We start from the raw sequence: 14,933 nt of genomic DNA on the forward strand, positions 1-14,933 counted from the left end.
TACTCGAAATTAGAAAGGAGAAGTCATGACTATGCTTAAACGTTTTTTTGAATACTACCGTCCTTACCGGACTTTGTTCATCATTGATTTCTCTTGTGCCTTGCTGGCTGCACTGCTGGAGTTGGCTTTTCCGCTTGCAGTCAACCGGGTGGTCGATGATTTGTTGCCCAGCGGGAACTGGAAATGGATTTTATATGCCTGTCTAGCTCTACTCGGTATTTATGTCATAAGTGCTGCGCTGAATTACGTGGTTACCTATTGGGGACACAAGCTGGGCATTAACATCGAATCGGACATGCGTAAAAAGCTGTTTGATCGGGTTCAAAAGCAATCTTTTCGCTTTTTTGACAATAACAAAACAGGGCATCTCGTTTCACGTATGACCAACGATCTGATGGATATTGGGGAAATTGCCCACCACGGCCCCGAAGATTTGTTCATCGCGTTGATGACACTCGGGGGAGCCTTTGGTATCATGCTCGGTATTAACTGGAAGCTGGCTGTACTGACTTTCATCATTGTACCCCTCATGATTTACTTGTCTCTTTATTTCAGCCGTAAAATGTCTGCTGCTTTCCATCGTATGTTTTCTGATATTGCGGATTATAACGCTCGTATTGAAAATAATGTCAGTGGGATTCGCGTTGTTCAAGCGTTCTCCAACGAAGCATATGAAATGGAACGTTTTGCTGAAAATAATGGGCGTTTCCGTAAAACGAAGCTGATCGCGTACCGGATTATGGCCTGGAATTCCTCGATTAGTTTTATACTAATGAAGCTGGTTTCATTGTTTGTGCTTGTGTGTGGAACATGGTTTGTTATCGAAGGACAGATGACCTACGGGGAATTTATCGCATTTGTGATGCTGTCTAATGTATTCCTGGGGCCGATTAAACAAATTAATTCTGTCATCGAAACGTATCCAAAAGGGATTGCCGGCTTCCGACGGTATCTGGATTTGCTGGAAAGTGAATCGGATGTGGAAGATCTGCCAGCAGCCAAGGCGGTTAGCCATCTTAATGGAGATATTCAATTTGCAGGTGTAACGTTTGGTTACGAGAACAAAGACAAGGTATTACGCAAAGTGGACCTATCTATCCATGCGGGTGAAACCGTAGCACTTGTGGGTCCTTCAGGAGCAGGTAAAACGACACTTTGCAGTTTGTTGCCTCGCTTCTACGATGTCGAGGAAGGCAGCATTACCATTGATGGGATGGATATCCGTGAAATGAAGCTGGAATCGCTGCGATCCATGATTGGAATTGTTCAGCAGGATGTATTCCTCTTTGATGGAACAATTCGTGAAAATATCGCTTATGGTAAGCTTGACGCTTCGGAAGAAGAAATCTGGGATGCTGCTCGTCGAGCTCAGATTGAAGACCTTGTTCGCTCATATCCGGATGGTCTGGATACAATGATCGGTGAGCGAGGTGTGAAGCTCTCCGGTGGTCAAAAACAACGTTTGTCTATTGCCCGGATGTTCCTTAAAAATCCGCCAATTCTCATTTTAGATGAAGCAACATCAGCATTGGATACAGAGACAGAAGCCGCGATTCAGCAGGCGCTGACAGAGCTATCCCAGGGCCGTACGACACTCGTTATTGCGCATCGTCTGGCAACGATCAAAAATGCTGACCGCATTATCGTAGTTGCAGATCAAGGGATTGCCGAGCAAGGCAGACATGAAGAGTTATTAGCAGTAAAAGGGGCATATAGCCGCCTGCACCAAGCTCAATATGGAACGTAAATAGGCCGATATGACACCGTAAATAGAGAGAGGAATGAACGGGTTTGACAAAGAAAATGTGGATTGTGATGATGTTTCTGTCAGCCATTTTAGCTCTTACCGCCTGTGGTGGAAACGTAAAGCAACCGGATGAAAAGCAGAATCAAACTTCTAGCGAACAAAAGTCAGAGGAAACGAAAACAGTCAAAACGATACATGGAGATATTAAGATTCCGGTTCACCCTCAGCGGATTATAGTAGATATGTACCAGAATGATTTATTAGCACTAGGAATTAAACCTGTGGGAAGTGTTAAATATTATCTGGATAATCCGTTTTCGAAGGAGCTTGTGCAGGGCATTGCAAGCATTGGAGATCGCGGCAGCGTATCCATTGAAAAAGTATTGGCTCTGGAGCCTGACTTGATTCTGATTGGTTCCAAAGATGCTTCTGAATATGAAAAATATAGTAAAATTGCTCCGACCATTGTAATTCCTTATGGAACGTACAAGAATGTGCATGAGGAACTGACAGCTTTTGGTGAGCTGCTTGGAAAAGAACAGGAAGCCAAAACATGGCTTGCCCAATACGATCAGCGGATGCAGGCTGCACGTGACAAGCTAAAGGGAATTGTTCAGCTTGGAGATACTTTCACCGTAATGGAAGCTTCGGAAAAAGAATACTATGTATATGGTGATAATTTTGGCAGAGGAGGACAGGCGGTATACAGAGGACTGAATTTGACACCTCCACCGCTTGTCCAAAAAGAATTATTAGGTGAGACTCAATGGAAATCGGTGTCAAAAGAAGTCATTAATCAATATACCGGCTCTTATATCTTTCTGACGGTTAACAAGAATTTGAGCAGTTACGAAGGAGACAGCATATGGAAATCACTGAATGCGGTCCGGCAAGGTAAGGTTTTTGAGCTCCAGGAGGATCGATATTGGTACTTTGATCCCATTGCTATTGTAGGGCAAGCTGAAGAAATCGCAGATATGATCGTCCAGCGGAATAAAGAGAACGCCGCACAGAAGTAGTCGCTTCGGTGTTGTTGGCAGCCCTTTGGTATTTATGCCGAAGGGCTTTATTTGTTCACAATAGGGCAGAGCATTAGGCATTCCTCGAAATTTGCTATTGAAGCCGTTGCCACATTAATTTACAATAGTAAAGATTGCATGATAATAATTCTCATTATCAACATCATCTTCAACACAGTTCGTGATAGCTACATACTATTCAACAGTAAGGGTGAACAATAGTTATGAAATTATCAGAATCAACGGATAGCCCCGCTCAAAGTAATCATAACCAGTCGCCGACTCAATTCCACTCGCGACCATGGGCAGCTTCGCTTATCCTGACAGCTGGGCTTGGACTTTTAGCGTTCGGTATCGCGCTATCCCTATCTTTTGGTGCAGCCTCTATTAGGCTGGAAGAGGTATGGAACGCCGTTTTTCATTTTAAACCCGAGTTGCAAAACCATCAAATTATTTGGGAAATCCGTCTACCTCGGATTCTGGGTGGGGTTTTAATCGGAGTTTGCTTTGCCGTAGCAGGTGCAATTATGCAAGGAATGACTCGAAATCCACTTGCTGACTCGGGCTTGCTTGGACTGAACTCGGGAGCCAGCTTGGCGATGGCGATTTGCTTCGCCCTTTTTCCCGGATCTTCCTTTTTACAGTTAATGTTGTATTCCTTTGTTGGTGCAGCTCTGGCTGTTGTGATGGTATATGGTACAAGCTCCATCTCCAAATCAGGTCTTACGCCAGTTCGTCTTGTATTGGCGGGCGCAGCTGTCACGGCATTGCTGTCCGCCTTAGGAGATGCGATCAGTTTGTACTTTAATGTTGGACAGGATTTAGCCTTTTGGTATGCCGGAGGGCTTAGTGGAACCAAGTGGGTTCAGCTCGGTATAGTTTTGCCTTGGGTTGTGGCAGCTTTTATCGGCGCTCTCATGTTGTCGCGCTCTATTACGCTGCTTAGTCTGGGAGACGAAATTGCGTTGAGTCTTGGTCAGCGAACTGGGGTGGTAAAGGTAGTCGGGATGATTCTTGTTCTGATTCTGGCGGGTGCAGCGGTGTCGTTGGTTGGTTCTATAGGTTTCGTGGGATTAATTATTCCCCATATAACCCGCAAGCTGGTTGGCGTCGATTATCGCTGGATTATTCCATGCTCGGCCATTATGGGAGCTTTACTCATTGTGTTTGCCGATCTGGCAGCCCGTATGATTAACGCACCTGAGGAAACGCCGGTGGGCGTACTTATTGCCTTAATTGGGGTTCCGTTCTTCCTTTATCTGGCACGTAAAGAAAGGAGGGCACTGTAAGATGAATAACGTTACGAATGGGGCTATTGCCAAAGCTAGTCATCGTAAAAAAATGCATGATTGGATGGTTGTTGTCATTCTGCTCGTATTGCTCATTGCTGCGTTCACCATAAGTGCGAATACGGGAACCATCCGGCTTTCGCCAATGGAGCTATTTAGAACCTTGTTTGGACAAGGGACTCCACAGCAGGAATTAATCCTATTTGAATTCCGATTGCCACGAATGGTTATTTCCCTTCTAATCGGTGCAGGTCTCGCTGTTTCTGGCTGCATCATGCAGGGGGTTTCGCGTAACGGTCTAGCGGACCCTGGTATTCTGGGGATTAATGCGGGCGCCGGGCTGATGGTCATGCTGTTTGTATTGCTTTTTCCATCTATGCAAACTACGAATTCATTGTTTTTACTTCCCGCTCTTGCGCTGATTGGATCAGGAGCAGCTGCTATTCTGATCTACGCGCTTTCTTACAAGAAAGGCGAAGGCATTTCTCCAACAAGGCTACTGCTGAGCGGAATTGGCGTAGCGGCGGGTATCAGTGCTGCAATGATCATTATGACTCTTAAACTGACACCTGAAAGCTACACGTTTGTAGCTAATTGGTTAGCAGGAAGCATCTGGGGCTCAAACTGGAAATTCGTAATGGCTCTGTTGCCTTGGCTGATTGTATTGCTTCCTTTCGCATATTACAAAGCAAATGTGATGAATGTGCTTAATCTGGGAGATCAGACGGCATCGGGGTTGGGTACACCTATCGAAAAGGAACGTATTCTCCTTCTCGCAGCTGCGGTTGGATTGGCCAGTTCTAGTGTTTCGGTTAGTGGCGGTATCGGCTTTGTCGGTTTGGTGGCTCCACATTTGGCGAGAAAGCTGGTGGGTCCGAAGCATAAAATGCTGCTGGTAACCTGTGCTTTAGTCGGAGCACTCCTGGTACTTGTAGCGGATACGATCACACGATCCTTACCTTTGCAGAAAGAAATACCGACAGGTTTGATTGTAGCCATCATTGGTGCGCCATACTTCTTATATCTGCTGAGTCGCTCCAAAGGGTAACATCACGAAAGGGTACCACCTGTCAATTAAAGGATACACAACAAATAACCTTCAACACCACTAATGAAGTGGGGCTGAAGGTTATTTGTTTTATTTGATTTAGCAGCCTTTCATCTCAACGGGAAGTATTCAAGGCATGAGAGGTTTGATGCAGCTCTCTGATCATTTTATGCAACGTGTAATTTTCCTGACGTGTCACGCCGTGTTGATTTTCCTGAACCAGCAACTGATGGATGTTTCGTTTTAGAATTTCACTTCGACGTTCCAGCATTTCGGTACTCATAAATAAATAAACACTCCCTTTGTCATGAATAAACCTACATTTTTGAAATGAGCATAGGCTGAAAATAAGGTTGCCTTTCGACTTCTTTAAGTATATCGTGCTAGATGAACAAGGGAAAACGGAGCGAGACTGCAAATTACTTTTTCTCATCATCCATGCCGTGTCGACAGCGACTCACCCCATGAGTTCTTAGATATACTTCCTGATGCTGGCGATAACAGGGGATTAGGCGTAAATAACTTCATGTATATAATTTGACTAGCTCATGTTTTGTGATATAAACGGATTTAGTGTATTAATCCATTTAAAATATTTGTCCGTAAGGAGCGTATTGGATATTACTCAGGCTGTCCTGAACAAGTAGGGGCTTAATAGCGAGTTAATACAAGGGATCAATTGTGTATTTGCAGAAAATCAATTTATGCGCTTAAAAGTTAGCTAGGTTTTCTGAAGATCAGCATTTACATACAGAATTTATAGATGAGCCCGACCAGTTAAAGCGAATGTATATGGAATCACTTATCCGTTTGCTGAAAGCTATGGAGGGGAGCTGGCCGAATTACGACTATTCCGCCAGTCCGCACCACTTGCCTTTGAGGCTGAACTTTTCAAGTCGTGTGTTGTACGCCGTAGACGTATACTGGAAGCTATGATCCGAATGAAGCACCGCTCCAGATACGTCTATTTTGTGTGCATTCATAATACCAATTTCTTTATCCCCCGGACCGAAAAGATCCGGAGTGGTGGAGAAATAGCTGCTTTATCATCATTATTTGTATTGTGGATATACCGGTTGAACGGCTACCTGCTCAGGATCATGACCGAAGAACAACAGATTCGGCTTAACCTCCTGCACAATCTGCTGAATGCGGGCGATTGACTGGCGTGCCTGTTCACGGTTAAAGCCGTCAAACGGCACGTCGTTTGCGTAATTCTCCTGCGTGTAGGCAACATCAATCGTCAGCATGACCGGACCCGACTCCTTTGTTGTGACCAGTGCGGACTGATGACCCGGCGAATGACCCGGAGTATAGAACAGTTGCAAACCTGGAATCAGCTCATGATCCCCTTGAAGCAGTCGGTAATTCAAGTCCACTTGCACGCATTCCGGTGGCGCATACTCCAGATTACCGATTGCAGCGTCTGCTTCGGTCTGCTGCACATAAATCGGTGTATTCGGAAAATGCGGATTGCCTCCGGCATGATCCATATGCATATGAGAGATTACGATGGCATGGATATCGTCCGGTTGATAGCCGATCCGATCCAGTGCAGCCACGATACTATCATCGGCTGACATATGGGGAATGAAGCGCCCTTCAAACGGTGTACTTTTAAAATAATTTGGATTGTCGATAAACGAATCCGGCATACCAGTATCAATGAGAATCGGACCGTGATCAGTCTCCAGCAGATACGACCAGATTTGCAGACGCACCAGTTCACCGGGCTGTGCATGATGGTTGAGTGAGGAGCGATCAATATCAAACTGACCGATCGGTAACCAGTACAATTTGTTAATCATACAATCATCCTCCAATCGTAGTTTACATAATAATTATTATGTAGTTATTAATCAGGTTCGACTGACAGAAAGTGATGTTTGCATTTTCGTTTGTAAGATCCGGGTGCTGGAGCCTCATGTTGTCGTTGTAATCTCACTCTTTCGAAAATTAATTTTTAATAGTTTAAATGATAAGGCATGTAGGCGTCCAGCAGAAATTTGCCGTCAGGCAGGCCAGTTCATGCTTTTCCTGTGAACAAGACTGTTTCTACGCTCTGCTCGAAATTTGACCAGAAGCTGGATCACACGGTCATCATCTCGAAAATCGGTGAAATTCTTGGTGATCCACTGCTGCTAGTGGGTGAAAATTACAATCAGCTAACAGGCTATCATATGGAGATGGTGCACGCGCCGGAGGGTGATCTGGATAGCGAGCTGGAAACTGCACATGATATTCATGTTTTGGCCCCTATGGCGATTTTGACTGCTACCGATCGAAAGTAGCGCTCCCAGCTTGCTGATGAAGTAGAGAAGTGGTGCCGCATGCAAGACTATTGGCTATTTAGTTTTGTTTTGGATATGAATGAATTACATTAGGTGAACTTTTCTTGAGCGTGTTTTAATTTGTCTACATTGTGGGATCGACCCCCTCTGACCCTATGCCACCCCGTTTAGTGCTTTGAAATGTCTGCTTGAAGGCGATACTAGGCTGGACAAGAGGGGAGAGCCTTATTTATACTTAAAAAGCGCTAAAAAAACAGCGTATAATATAAATTATACGCTGTTTAGGTTTAAAACGACTTTTAGAATCTCTCCTGCATAAGATGTCGATTGGATTGTCGATAAAAATCAGACGAAAATGATCGTTTTACAGTATATTTCGGAATATGAACTGAATTGGAGGCGAACGGGATGAAAAAAGAGTTGCGACATGTGGAGCTCGATACAACTGAAGAAACTGATGAAATATATAATGAGGAGCTGGAAGCTTTTTTGATCTGGATGAAGGATGCGGGATATACGATACATACGCAAAAAAATTATATGGGGGATGTAAAGCAATTTTTACGCACGTTGCGTGAAAAACCACTCGATCAGGTGAAGAAGATTCATGTTATGTCGTATTTGTCTAAAGCGCGGGAGGGAGGCGCCGGAGATAGTACGCGGAACCGGAAGCATGCAGCGGTGAACAGTTTTTTTAAAGCGCTACAGGAATTTGAGTTATGCAGCACAAATCCGGCAGCGGGAATTAAAAAAGCAAAAACTGAAAAGAATCGTATGCCCGTCTATCTGGATGAAAAGGATATTCATCCGTTTTTGCTCGCGGTGGAGGGGAAATATGCAAATCGTAATATGGCTATTTTTCTGCTGATGGTCTACATGGGATTGCGGGTGGGGGAGGTTCATTCATTGAATGTCTCGGATTACAGCCGAGAAAGACGTACCTTAGATGTGTTCGGTAAAGGACGTAAGTGGCGTACTCTCCCGGTACCGGAAGCCGTATGTGATTTTGTAGAGCATGCGTTGGAGGAAAGATTGACGCCTTGGAGAGGTAAAGAGGATGCGATGTTCGTATCCCAAAAAGGCCGCCGTCTGGCAGTGCGCACCATTCAACAGATCGCTACAGAAACGTTCGAACGATTCCAGCAAGATAAGAGTATAGAACGTAGGGAGGCTTATTCTAGCCATAAGCTGAGACATACATTTGCGACAATGCTATTACGCAAGGGAGCAGATCTGCGTACCGTACAGGAGCTACTGGGGCATTCATCCATTCAGACAACCACAGTATATACACATGTCACTGATCGGGAAAAGGAGAAAGCAATGGATAAGCTGGATATTCAGATACCAATATCAGGATTGTAAGTATAGCATGAAATTTGAGATTATATGAAAAATGAGTTTGCATAATAATAATTATGTAAACTCATTGGACAGAATTACATCCTGACTTGAAAATCACATCAACGGCTTTAGGTCATTACAATCATGAACGTAGTATTCTTTTTCATAGTGTTAGTTTTGTTTTTGATTGATTTGCTCCAACCTGATACTGATTAGCCATCCAATCATTTTGCGCATACGATTCAATTTTGGTTCTTCAACAGCATTCTTCAATAGATTAGCCTCCTTATTTTAGCGATCATCTTATGTTAAGCATGAGAACAATTCAAGATAAGCTGGAAAGCAATAGTGTATTAAAAGTTAGTACGATATTGCCTTGACAAAGGTAATATTTTGCTGCAAAATTAGTAAAACAACTTTATAAAAATGGTTTATAAAGTTATTTTATGATGTTATAAAAAGAAGGTGCTATGTATGGAAAAAGCTAATACAAATTTAATTAAAGAAATAAATCTGAACCTGGTTCGCAAAGTATTGAAGCAGATCAGTAAGACAACAAAACCCCAACTAGCCGCATTGACTGATTTAAGTGTGGTAACTATCAATACCCTTATGCAGGAATTGCTTAATAATGGAGAGATCTTTGAAGATGAAATCGTCCCTTCAAACGGAGGCAGGCATGCGTTAACCTATCGTTTTAATTATGAGTATAGTCTAGCACTGATTATACATATTAATGAAAAACAAGGGACAGATGTAGTGTGTACTACGGTAGTTAATTTAAATGAGGACGTTCTGATGAAAGAAGAGCATCCCTTTCAAATTTTTAATGCTACACAATTTTATTCCACGATTCAAGACATCATTTCTCTCTATCCTTCCATTAAAGTTATTGGAATAGGAATCCCGGGACAATCTGTAAATGGAGAAATTACAGTCAGCAGTCATGAAAGATTAAATGGAATTCGGTTGGCAGAGGATGTGCAAAGCAAATTTGGTTTGCCGGTTATTGTGGAGAATGACGTAAATGCCGCTGTATGTGGTTACGTCTATAGAGAACAAATAGATGAAGATCAATGTGTACTGGCTATTTATTTTCCTGAGAATTCTCCACCAGGAATGGGGATTTATTTGCGAAATGGGGTTTTAAAAGGCAAACATGGATTGGCTGGTGAAATCAAATTCCTTCCGTCGATAGTTTGGGATGAGAGCAAGGGAACGGAAGTTTTCTTCAATAGTATATGTGAAATTATTCAAATATTACAATCTGTATTTGATCCTGATCGAATTGTGATCTATAGAGAGAATATAGAAGAAGTGTCTTTCTTTCATTTTTTAGAATCCTACAAATCTAAGCATAAGATGCCTTTGTACCCTGAGGTTATTCTCTCAGATTTATTTTATGAAGATTTTAAAACAGGGTTGAGAGGCTTAACTCTAAAAGAATTGGAACGTCCAATCATTGTCTTTAAATAATGTATAAAATACTGTACAAGTTAAGAACATCCCCAAACAAAAGCTATTCGAAAGAAAGGAGTTAAGAATTACAGGAGGACTCATTTTGTTGCTTCCTTTTTATGCTGTTCTGTTCAGAACAAGTGAATCGTACATTGAACAAGAGAACTTTGAACGGTTAACCCAAGATTATATCTTAAATCATAAACACCCATGACAAAAATGTGTTTTTCTATAAATTATCACTTGACCTGAAACGCGTTTCATCAGCTAAAGTAAACGTGTAACCTAAAAGAGAAAGCGAGGGCACTCTATGATCTCACTGATTTTACTTTGCTCAGTTATATGGGTTGGTACTTATTGGTGCTTAGCATTATCCGGGCAGCCTAAGGAAGTAAAACCTTACCGCTCCATTGATGATTTTTTCGAATAACTTTGTATGTCCACTTAATAAAGATACTTTTTTTACTTACTTTATTAATATGTTTAATTAAATGGTTTAATAAGTGTACAGGGGATGTAATGCACCTATTAAATGAATGTTTGAAGATTTTAAAAGAGATTTTGATGTTGATCCATGGAAAGAAAATGAAAAGCCGTAAATTAAACTTGACTAATAAAGATCTTTATACATTAAGGGAGGATTTATATATGTTTAAACTGGTAGTAAGTGATCTGGATGGTACTTTTCTGAATAATAGTAGCACTTTCGATGTGGAATTATTCAATCAGGTGTATGGAGAAATGCAAGAAAATAATATTTCCTTTGTAGCCTGTACAGGCAAGCAGTGTGAAAGAGTAGAAGAATTATTTGGAGAGCACGGAAAAGGGATCTGGATCTTAGGGGACAGTGCTACGCGGATTAAAAAGGATGGAGTCGTCGTCAAAGAGTTTACAATTGAACGCAATTTAGCATTACAAGCGATAAGAGATATCGAAAGTTTTTCCAATGATTTCATTATCATAGCATGTACAACGGAAGCAGCATTTGTTCATTCTCATATTCAAGACGAATACTATAAAATTGTGAAAGGCTCGTATAAAGAAGTGATTAAGATTGATTCATTTGATCAAATCAACAGTAGCTTTCTTAAAATAACTGTATATGATCCAGCTGGAGGAAGTTCCTTATTAAGAAAACATGTTGAAAAGACTCTAATGAATCAAATTTATATCGTTGATTCTGAAGCAAATTGGCTGGATATTACAGCACTTCATACCCATAAAGGGGAGACGGTAAGAAAACTCCAAGAGATATTGGGGGTTACTGAGGATGAGACCCTGTCTTTTGGAGATGGTGAAAATGATGTGGAACTTATGAGTATAGCAAAATATAGTTTTGCTATGAAAAACGCATGTGAGAATACTAAAAATGCAGCCAGTTTTATCACTAAATCCAATGAAGAAAACGGTGTCTTATTAACGATAAAAAAAATGATGGATTTACAAAAGCAATAATATTAATTATCGTTATGGAGAGAAGACCCCAAATTGCCTCATGAAAGGACTATACGTAGCATGAAAAATAAAATACTGGTTTTTGATATTGGTGGCTCTTTTATTAAATTTAGTTTGTATTTTCAAGGTGAATTTATGTGCAAGGGGAAAGTAAAAACTCCATTGGACTCACTTGAGAATCTGCTTGTAGCTTTGAAGCAACTTCATAATCAGTTTATGGATGAATGTGAAGGTATAGCCGTCAGCATGCCAGGTATTGTGAATTCGGAAAGCGGTCACATGGTGCATGGCGGTTCATTAAGATATATAAATGATATAAATATGCTTGACGTTTTTAAGAAAGCGTTTCAAAAGCCTGTAGCGATTGAAAATGATGGAAAGTGTGCTGCTCTTGGAGAAGCATGGCGTGGTTCATTACAAGGGATTACCGATGGTGTCGTTCTGGTCGTTGGAACAGGGATGGGCGGTGGAATCATCTCTCAAGGGAAATTGCTGAAGGGCCATCATTTGTCAGCTGGAGAGTTCTCCTTCATTAGAACGAACAACGAAAATGCAGACAATGATGATTATCTGCTTGGTATGCAAGGGAGTAGTTTTGTTTTAACTAAAACCGTTGCGAAAGCCAAAGACCTTCCTGCAGATTCTATGACAGGTGAAAAGATATTCAAGTTCATAGAAGAAGGTGATGACACGGTCCAAACGATTTTTCGAGAATACTGTAGGAACATCGCAACACAAATCATTAATTTGCAATCCATACTTGATCCTGAAAAGTTTGTAATTGGGGGAGGCATATCTGAAAATCCTTTACTGGTTATTACCATTAGGGAAGAGCTAGAAAAGCTTTATAAGGATTCTTTCTATAATTTTGTGCGTGCAGATATTGAACAAAGTAGATTAGGCAATGAAGCGAATTTGCAAGGTGCTATATATAACTACAAACAATCCTATCATCTTGAATGATAACTAAAGTTATATTTCGATGAGTGCGGGATTGAGTATTATAAAACGAGTTTAACATGAACTTTGGATGTCTGATTTATCTTGTCCCTTCCTAGTAAGGAATCAATAAGTTTACATAATATATATTATGTTTTTTATTGTGGTAAAATCTGCAAGTGGATCACTCTTATCAAGTGTCTGCTTGCAGATTCAAGTTTCACTGACCATATAAAAATAACTTATTTTATATTGAGAATATACACATGCGTCTATATTTCATTTTCCGGGGGAGATTCAATCATCACTCCTTCGACATGCTTGCGTCCCAGCAATTTTCGTTTTTTGCGGTTTTCCTTGTTTTCTAAAACAATATCCAGATCATAGTCGTCAGGATACAGTTCAGTAGCAGCGATGTGAAGGACGAGCCTCTTTTTGTTTATGGTTAGCTTCTGTCCTTGGATTAAAATCCCGACATTCCCCCGTTCATCCTCGGTTTTGTATACAATTCCAGTTCGATCAAGGTAGCCTACATAAACACTATCACCAAGGGCAAATGGCTTGGTTTTGAGAGGAATTTCTTGTTTCCCCCGTTTTGTGACTGTACCGTCTAAAGCCGCTTTTTTAGGGAGAGGCTTATTTGCATCATCAGACTTTTCATCATCTACAGAAGGGGGAATAACAAACGATTCCTGTGTTTTCCGAGACGCTCTGCCTGCAGAAATGGCCTCAGAACGCTCGATAATACGTGTCCACATGCCCAGCTTCAAGGCAATTGCATATGCATAGCTTTCTCCGGCCTCTCCAATGCGAAGTCGGTACAATGGTTGCAGCGTTTCGGTATCAAACTCCATACGAGCATTCTGAAATCCCGGTGTGTTTTCAGCAAAATGCTTGATTTCGCTAAAGTGCGTTGTAGCCACTACTGTCGCTCGGCGACGATGGAATTCTTCTAGCAACGCGATAGAAAGGCCAACTCCCTCTCCTGGATCGGTGCCGGATGCCATTTCATCAATCAGAATCAGAGTAGAGTTGCCTGTTGTTTCTAAAATGCTAATCATGTTGCGGATGTGTGCAGAAAAGGTGCTCAAAGCATGTTCAATGCTTTGTCCATCCCCTATGTCAACCACAATTTCCTCGAATACTGCCATTCGGCTGCCATGCAAAACAGGTACCAGTAGCCCAGATTGCACCATTAATGTTAATAGACCGACGCTTTTGAGGGCCATCGTTTTTCCGCCTGTGTTCGGTCCGGTGATGATGAGTGAGGAATATCCTTCACCAATTGAGAAATCAAGCGGCACCATGGTATTGGACATCAACGGGTGACGTGCACCTCGGATGTCTATAATCCCGTCAAGGTTAAGTTCGACAGGGACAGCATCCAGAGTCATGGCGTATTTGGCTTTTGCCAATAAAAAATCCAGTACACCTACCGTCTCTGTATTGATGCTTAGTTCTCGGTTGTATGACTCAGCCATTGCCGTCAGGTCTCCCAGCACTTTCATTTCTTCTTTTGATTCTTCTGCCATGTTCGCGCTCTGATCGAATTGCAGATTCGTGATCTCGGCAGGTTCAACGTAAACCGTTTGACCACTTCCTGATTCATCCAGTACATTTCCTTTCACTTGTTTACGGAATTCTTTTTTGATTGGAAGCACGTAACGGCCATTGCGCTGACTAATCATATTTTCCTGCATAATGGATCGGTGCTGGCTGGCGAGAGAGTCAAGTTTTCTCTTGATACGTTCTTCAGTAACCGCAATTTTTTTGCGAATTTTAGCTAGTTCTTTACTGGCCATATCCGTCACACGTCCCGAATGAATACATCTTTCGATTTCGGATAGAAGTGGCTCCATGCTATACATGGAAGATGCATAAGCGCTGACGGTTGGAGCAGCGTCCGCCTTGGAATGCATATATTTTATGAGTTGAATGCAGCTTCTAATGAATTGGGCCATATGAGAAAAATCGCGCTCGCTGAACATATACCCGGTCCCGAGCAGATGAAGAATGTGCTCCATACCTTCCAACGAAGGAACAGGGACGCTTGCTCCGTGGCGAATGATCTGTAAGGCTTCGTTCGTTTCGTCAAGACGAATCTTAATTGTACGGATATCAGCAATTGGCTGCATAGAAGCAGCGTGACGCTTACCCAGGTAAGAAAAAGCACATTCGGAAACTCTTGTTTTAATTTGGTCATATTCCAAACGCAGCATTGTAGTTTCGTTCATGAATAAATCGCTCCTTTAGTTGTGTAGTGTCAGGATTTTGGAAACCTTGCTGTTAAAATAAAAAAAGGGCGAAGAATGAACAAAACGTTCATTCTCCGCCCTTAAGGAA

13 protein-coding genes are annotated in these 14,933 nt (G+C 41.9%); 9 read left to right on the forward strand and 4 right to left on the reverse strand.

Annotated elements, in window-relative coordinates:
- Nucleotides 1–31 precede the first annotated feature (31 nt).
- From ACQW03_RS24090 to ACQW03_RS24105, 4 genes are all read left to right on the forward strand, one after another.
- Nucleotides 32–1,747 (forward strand): ABC transporter ATP-binding protein, encoded by a 1,716-nt coding sequence (locus ACQW03_RS24090; protein WP_071641031.1) that lies wholly within the window; start codon nt 32–34, stop codon nt 1,745–1,747.
- A 56-nt stretch (nt 1,748–1,803) separates the two neighbouring features.
- Nucleotides 1,804–2,766: an ABC transporter substrate-binding protein gene (locus tag ACQW03_RS24095; RefSeq protein WP_441952472.1), complete on the forward strand. Its 963-nt coding sequence runs from the start codon at nt 1,804–1,806 to the stop codon at nt 2,764–2,766.
- A 224-nt stretch (nt 2,767–2,990) separates the two neighbouring features.
- Nucleotides 2,991–4,055 (forward strand): FecCD family ABC transporter permease, encoded by a 1,065-nt coding sequence (locus ACQW03_RS24100; RefSeq protein ID WP_441952138.1) that lies wholly within the window; start codon nt 2,991–2,993, stop codon nt 4,053–4,055.
- Between the two features lies 1 nt (nt 4,056).
- A complete protein-coding gene (locus ACQW03_RS24105; RefSeq protein ID WP_441952140.1) occupies nt 4,057–5,103 on the forward strand; it encodes a FecCD family ABC transporter permease in 1,047 nt (348 codons plus the stop codon).
- Nucleotides 5,104–5,218: 115 nt separating this feature from the next.
- On the opposite strand, the gene ACQW03_RS24110 is transcribed toward ACQW03_RS24105, so the two are convergent.
- From ACQW03_RS24110 to aiiA, 3 genes are all read right to left on the reverse strand, one after another.
- The gene (locus tag ACQW03_RS24110) at nt 5,219–5,386 is read right to left on the reverse strand and encodes a hypothetical protein (protein ID WP_007432475.1); all 168 of its coding nucleotides are present in this window, start codon (nt 5,384–5,386) and stop codon (nt 5,219–5,221) included.
- A 565-nt stretch (nt 5,387–5,951) separates the two neighbouring features.
- Nucleotides 5,952–6,086, reverse strand: a complete 135-nt coding sequence (locus ACQW03_RS24115) for a hypothetical protein (protein WP_256703322.1) — start codon at nt 6,084–6,086, stop codon at nt 5,952–5,954.
- A gap of 69 nt (nt 6,087–6,155) precedes the next feature.
- Nucleotides 6,156–6,911, reverse strand: coding sequence for a quorum-quenching N-acyl homoserine lactonase AiiA (gene aiiA / locus ACQW03_RS24120; RefSeq protein ID WP_441952143.1), 756 nt, complete (start codon nt 6,909–6,911; stop codon nt 6,156–6,158).
- A gap of 198 nt (nt 6,912–7,109) precedes the next feature.
- Between aiiA and ACQW03_RS24125 the strand changes: the two genes are divergently transcribed.
- From ACQW03_RS24125 to ACQW03_RS24145, 5 genes are all read left to right on the forward strand, one after another.
- Nucleotides 7,110–7,394 carry a hypothetical protein gene (locus tag ACQW03_RS24125; RefSeq protein WP_441952145.1) on the forward strand — a complete coding sequence of 95 codons (285 nt, stop codon included), beginning with the start codon at nt 7,110–7,112 and terminating at the stop codon, nt 7,392–7,394.
- 408 nt (nt 7,395–7,802) lie between these two features.
- Nucleotides 7,803–8,759, forward strand: coding sequence for a tyrosine-type recombinase/integrase (locus tag ACQW03_RS24130; RefSeq protein ID WP_220025193.1), 957 nt, complete (start codon nt 7,803–7,805; stop codon nt 8,757–8,759).
- Between the two features lie 453 nt (nt 8,760–9,212).
- Nucleotides 9,213–10,214, forward strand: a complete 1,002-nt coding sequence (locus ACQW03_RS24135; protein WP_441952147.1) for an ROK family protein — start codon at nt 9,213–9,215, stop codon at nt 10,212–10,214.
- 630 nt (nt 10,215–10,844) lie between these two features.
- Nucleotides 10,845–11,651: an HAD-IIB family hydrolase gene (locus ACQW03_RS24140; protein WP_441952149.1), complete on the forward strand. Its 807-nt coding sequence runs from the start codon at nt 10,845–10,847 to the stop codon at nt 11,649–11,651.
- A 60-nt stretch (nt 11,652–11,711) separates the two neighbouring features.
- On the forward strand, nt 11,712–12,614 hold the full coding sequence (locus tag ACQW03_RS24145) for an ROK family protein (RefSeq protein WP_441952151.1): 903 nt from the start codon (nt 11,712–11,714) through the stop codon (nt 12,612–12,614).
- A 248-nt stretch (nt 12,615–12,862) separates the two neighbouring features.
- On the opposite strand, the gene ACQW03_RS24150 is transcribed toward ACQW03_RS24145, so the two are convergent.
- Entirely contained in the window at nt 12,863–14,824 is a 1,962-nt protein-coding gene (locus ACQW03_RS24150) for an endonuclease MutS2 (protein WP_441952153.1), read from the reverse strand.
- Between the last annotated feature and the right edge of the window lie 109 nt (nt 14,825–14,933).

The sequence above is a fragment of the Paenibacillus sp. DRB1-1 genome (genome assembly GCF_052119485.1).
In the GTDB taxonomy this organism is placed as follows: Bacteria; Bacillota; Bacilli; order Paenibacillales; family Paenibacillaceae; genus Paenibacillus; species Paenibacillus polymyxa_B.

Excerpts from the sequence above, each read along its gene's own strand:
- aiiA (WP_441952143.1), bottom strand. The coding sequence starts at position 6,911 with ATGATTAACAAATTGTACTGGTTACCGATCGGTCAGTTTGATATTGAT.
- ACQW03_RS24135 (WP_441952147.1), top strand. The coding sequence starts at position 9,213 with ATGGAAAAAGCTAATACAAATTTAATTAAAGAAATAAATCTGAACCTG.
- ACQW03_RS24145 (WP_441952151.1), top strand. The coding sequence starts at position 11,712 with ATGAAAAATAAAATACTGGTTTTTGATATTGGTGGCTCTTTTATTAAA.
- ACQW03_RS24115 (WP_256703322.1), bottom strand. The coding sequence starts at position 6,086 with ATGAATGCACACAAAATAGACGTATCTGGAGCGGTGCTTCATTCGGAT.
- ACQW03_RS24105 (WP_441952140.1), top strand. The coding sequence starts at position 4,057 with ATGAATAACGTTACGAATGGGGCTATTGCCAAAGCTAGTCATCGTAAA.
- ACQW03_RS24150 (WP_441952153.1), bottom strand. The coding sequence starts at position 14,824 with ATGAACGAAACTACAATGCTGCGTTTGGAATATGACCAAATTAAAACA.
- ACQW03_RS24090 (WP_071641031.1), top strand. The coding sequence starts at position 32 with ATGCTTAAACGTTTTTTTGAATACTACCGTCCTTACCGGACTTTGTTC.
- ACQW03_RS24130 (WP_220025193.1), top strand. The coding sequence starts at position 7,803 with ATGAAAAAAGAGTTGCGACATGTGGAGCTCGATACAACTGAAGAAACT.
- ACQW03_RS24110 (WP_007432475.1), bottom strand. The coding sequence starts at position 5,386 with ATGAGTACCGAAATGCTGGAACGTCGAAGTGAAATTCTAAAACGAAAC.
- ACQW03_RS24140 (WP_441952149.1), top strand. The coding sequence starts at position 10,845 with ATGTTTAAACTGGTAGTAAGTGATCTGGATGGTACTTTTCTGAATAAT.
- ACQW03_RS24100 (WP_441952138.1), top strand. The coding sequence starts at position 2,991 with ATGAAATTATCAGAATCAACGGATAGCCCCGCTCAAAGTAATCATAAC.
- ACQW03_RS24095 (WP_441952472.1), top strand. The coding sequence starts at position 1,804 with ATGTGGATTGTGATGATGTTTCTGTCAGCCATTTTAGCTCTTACCGCC.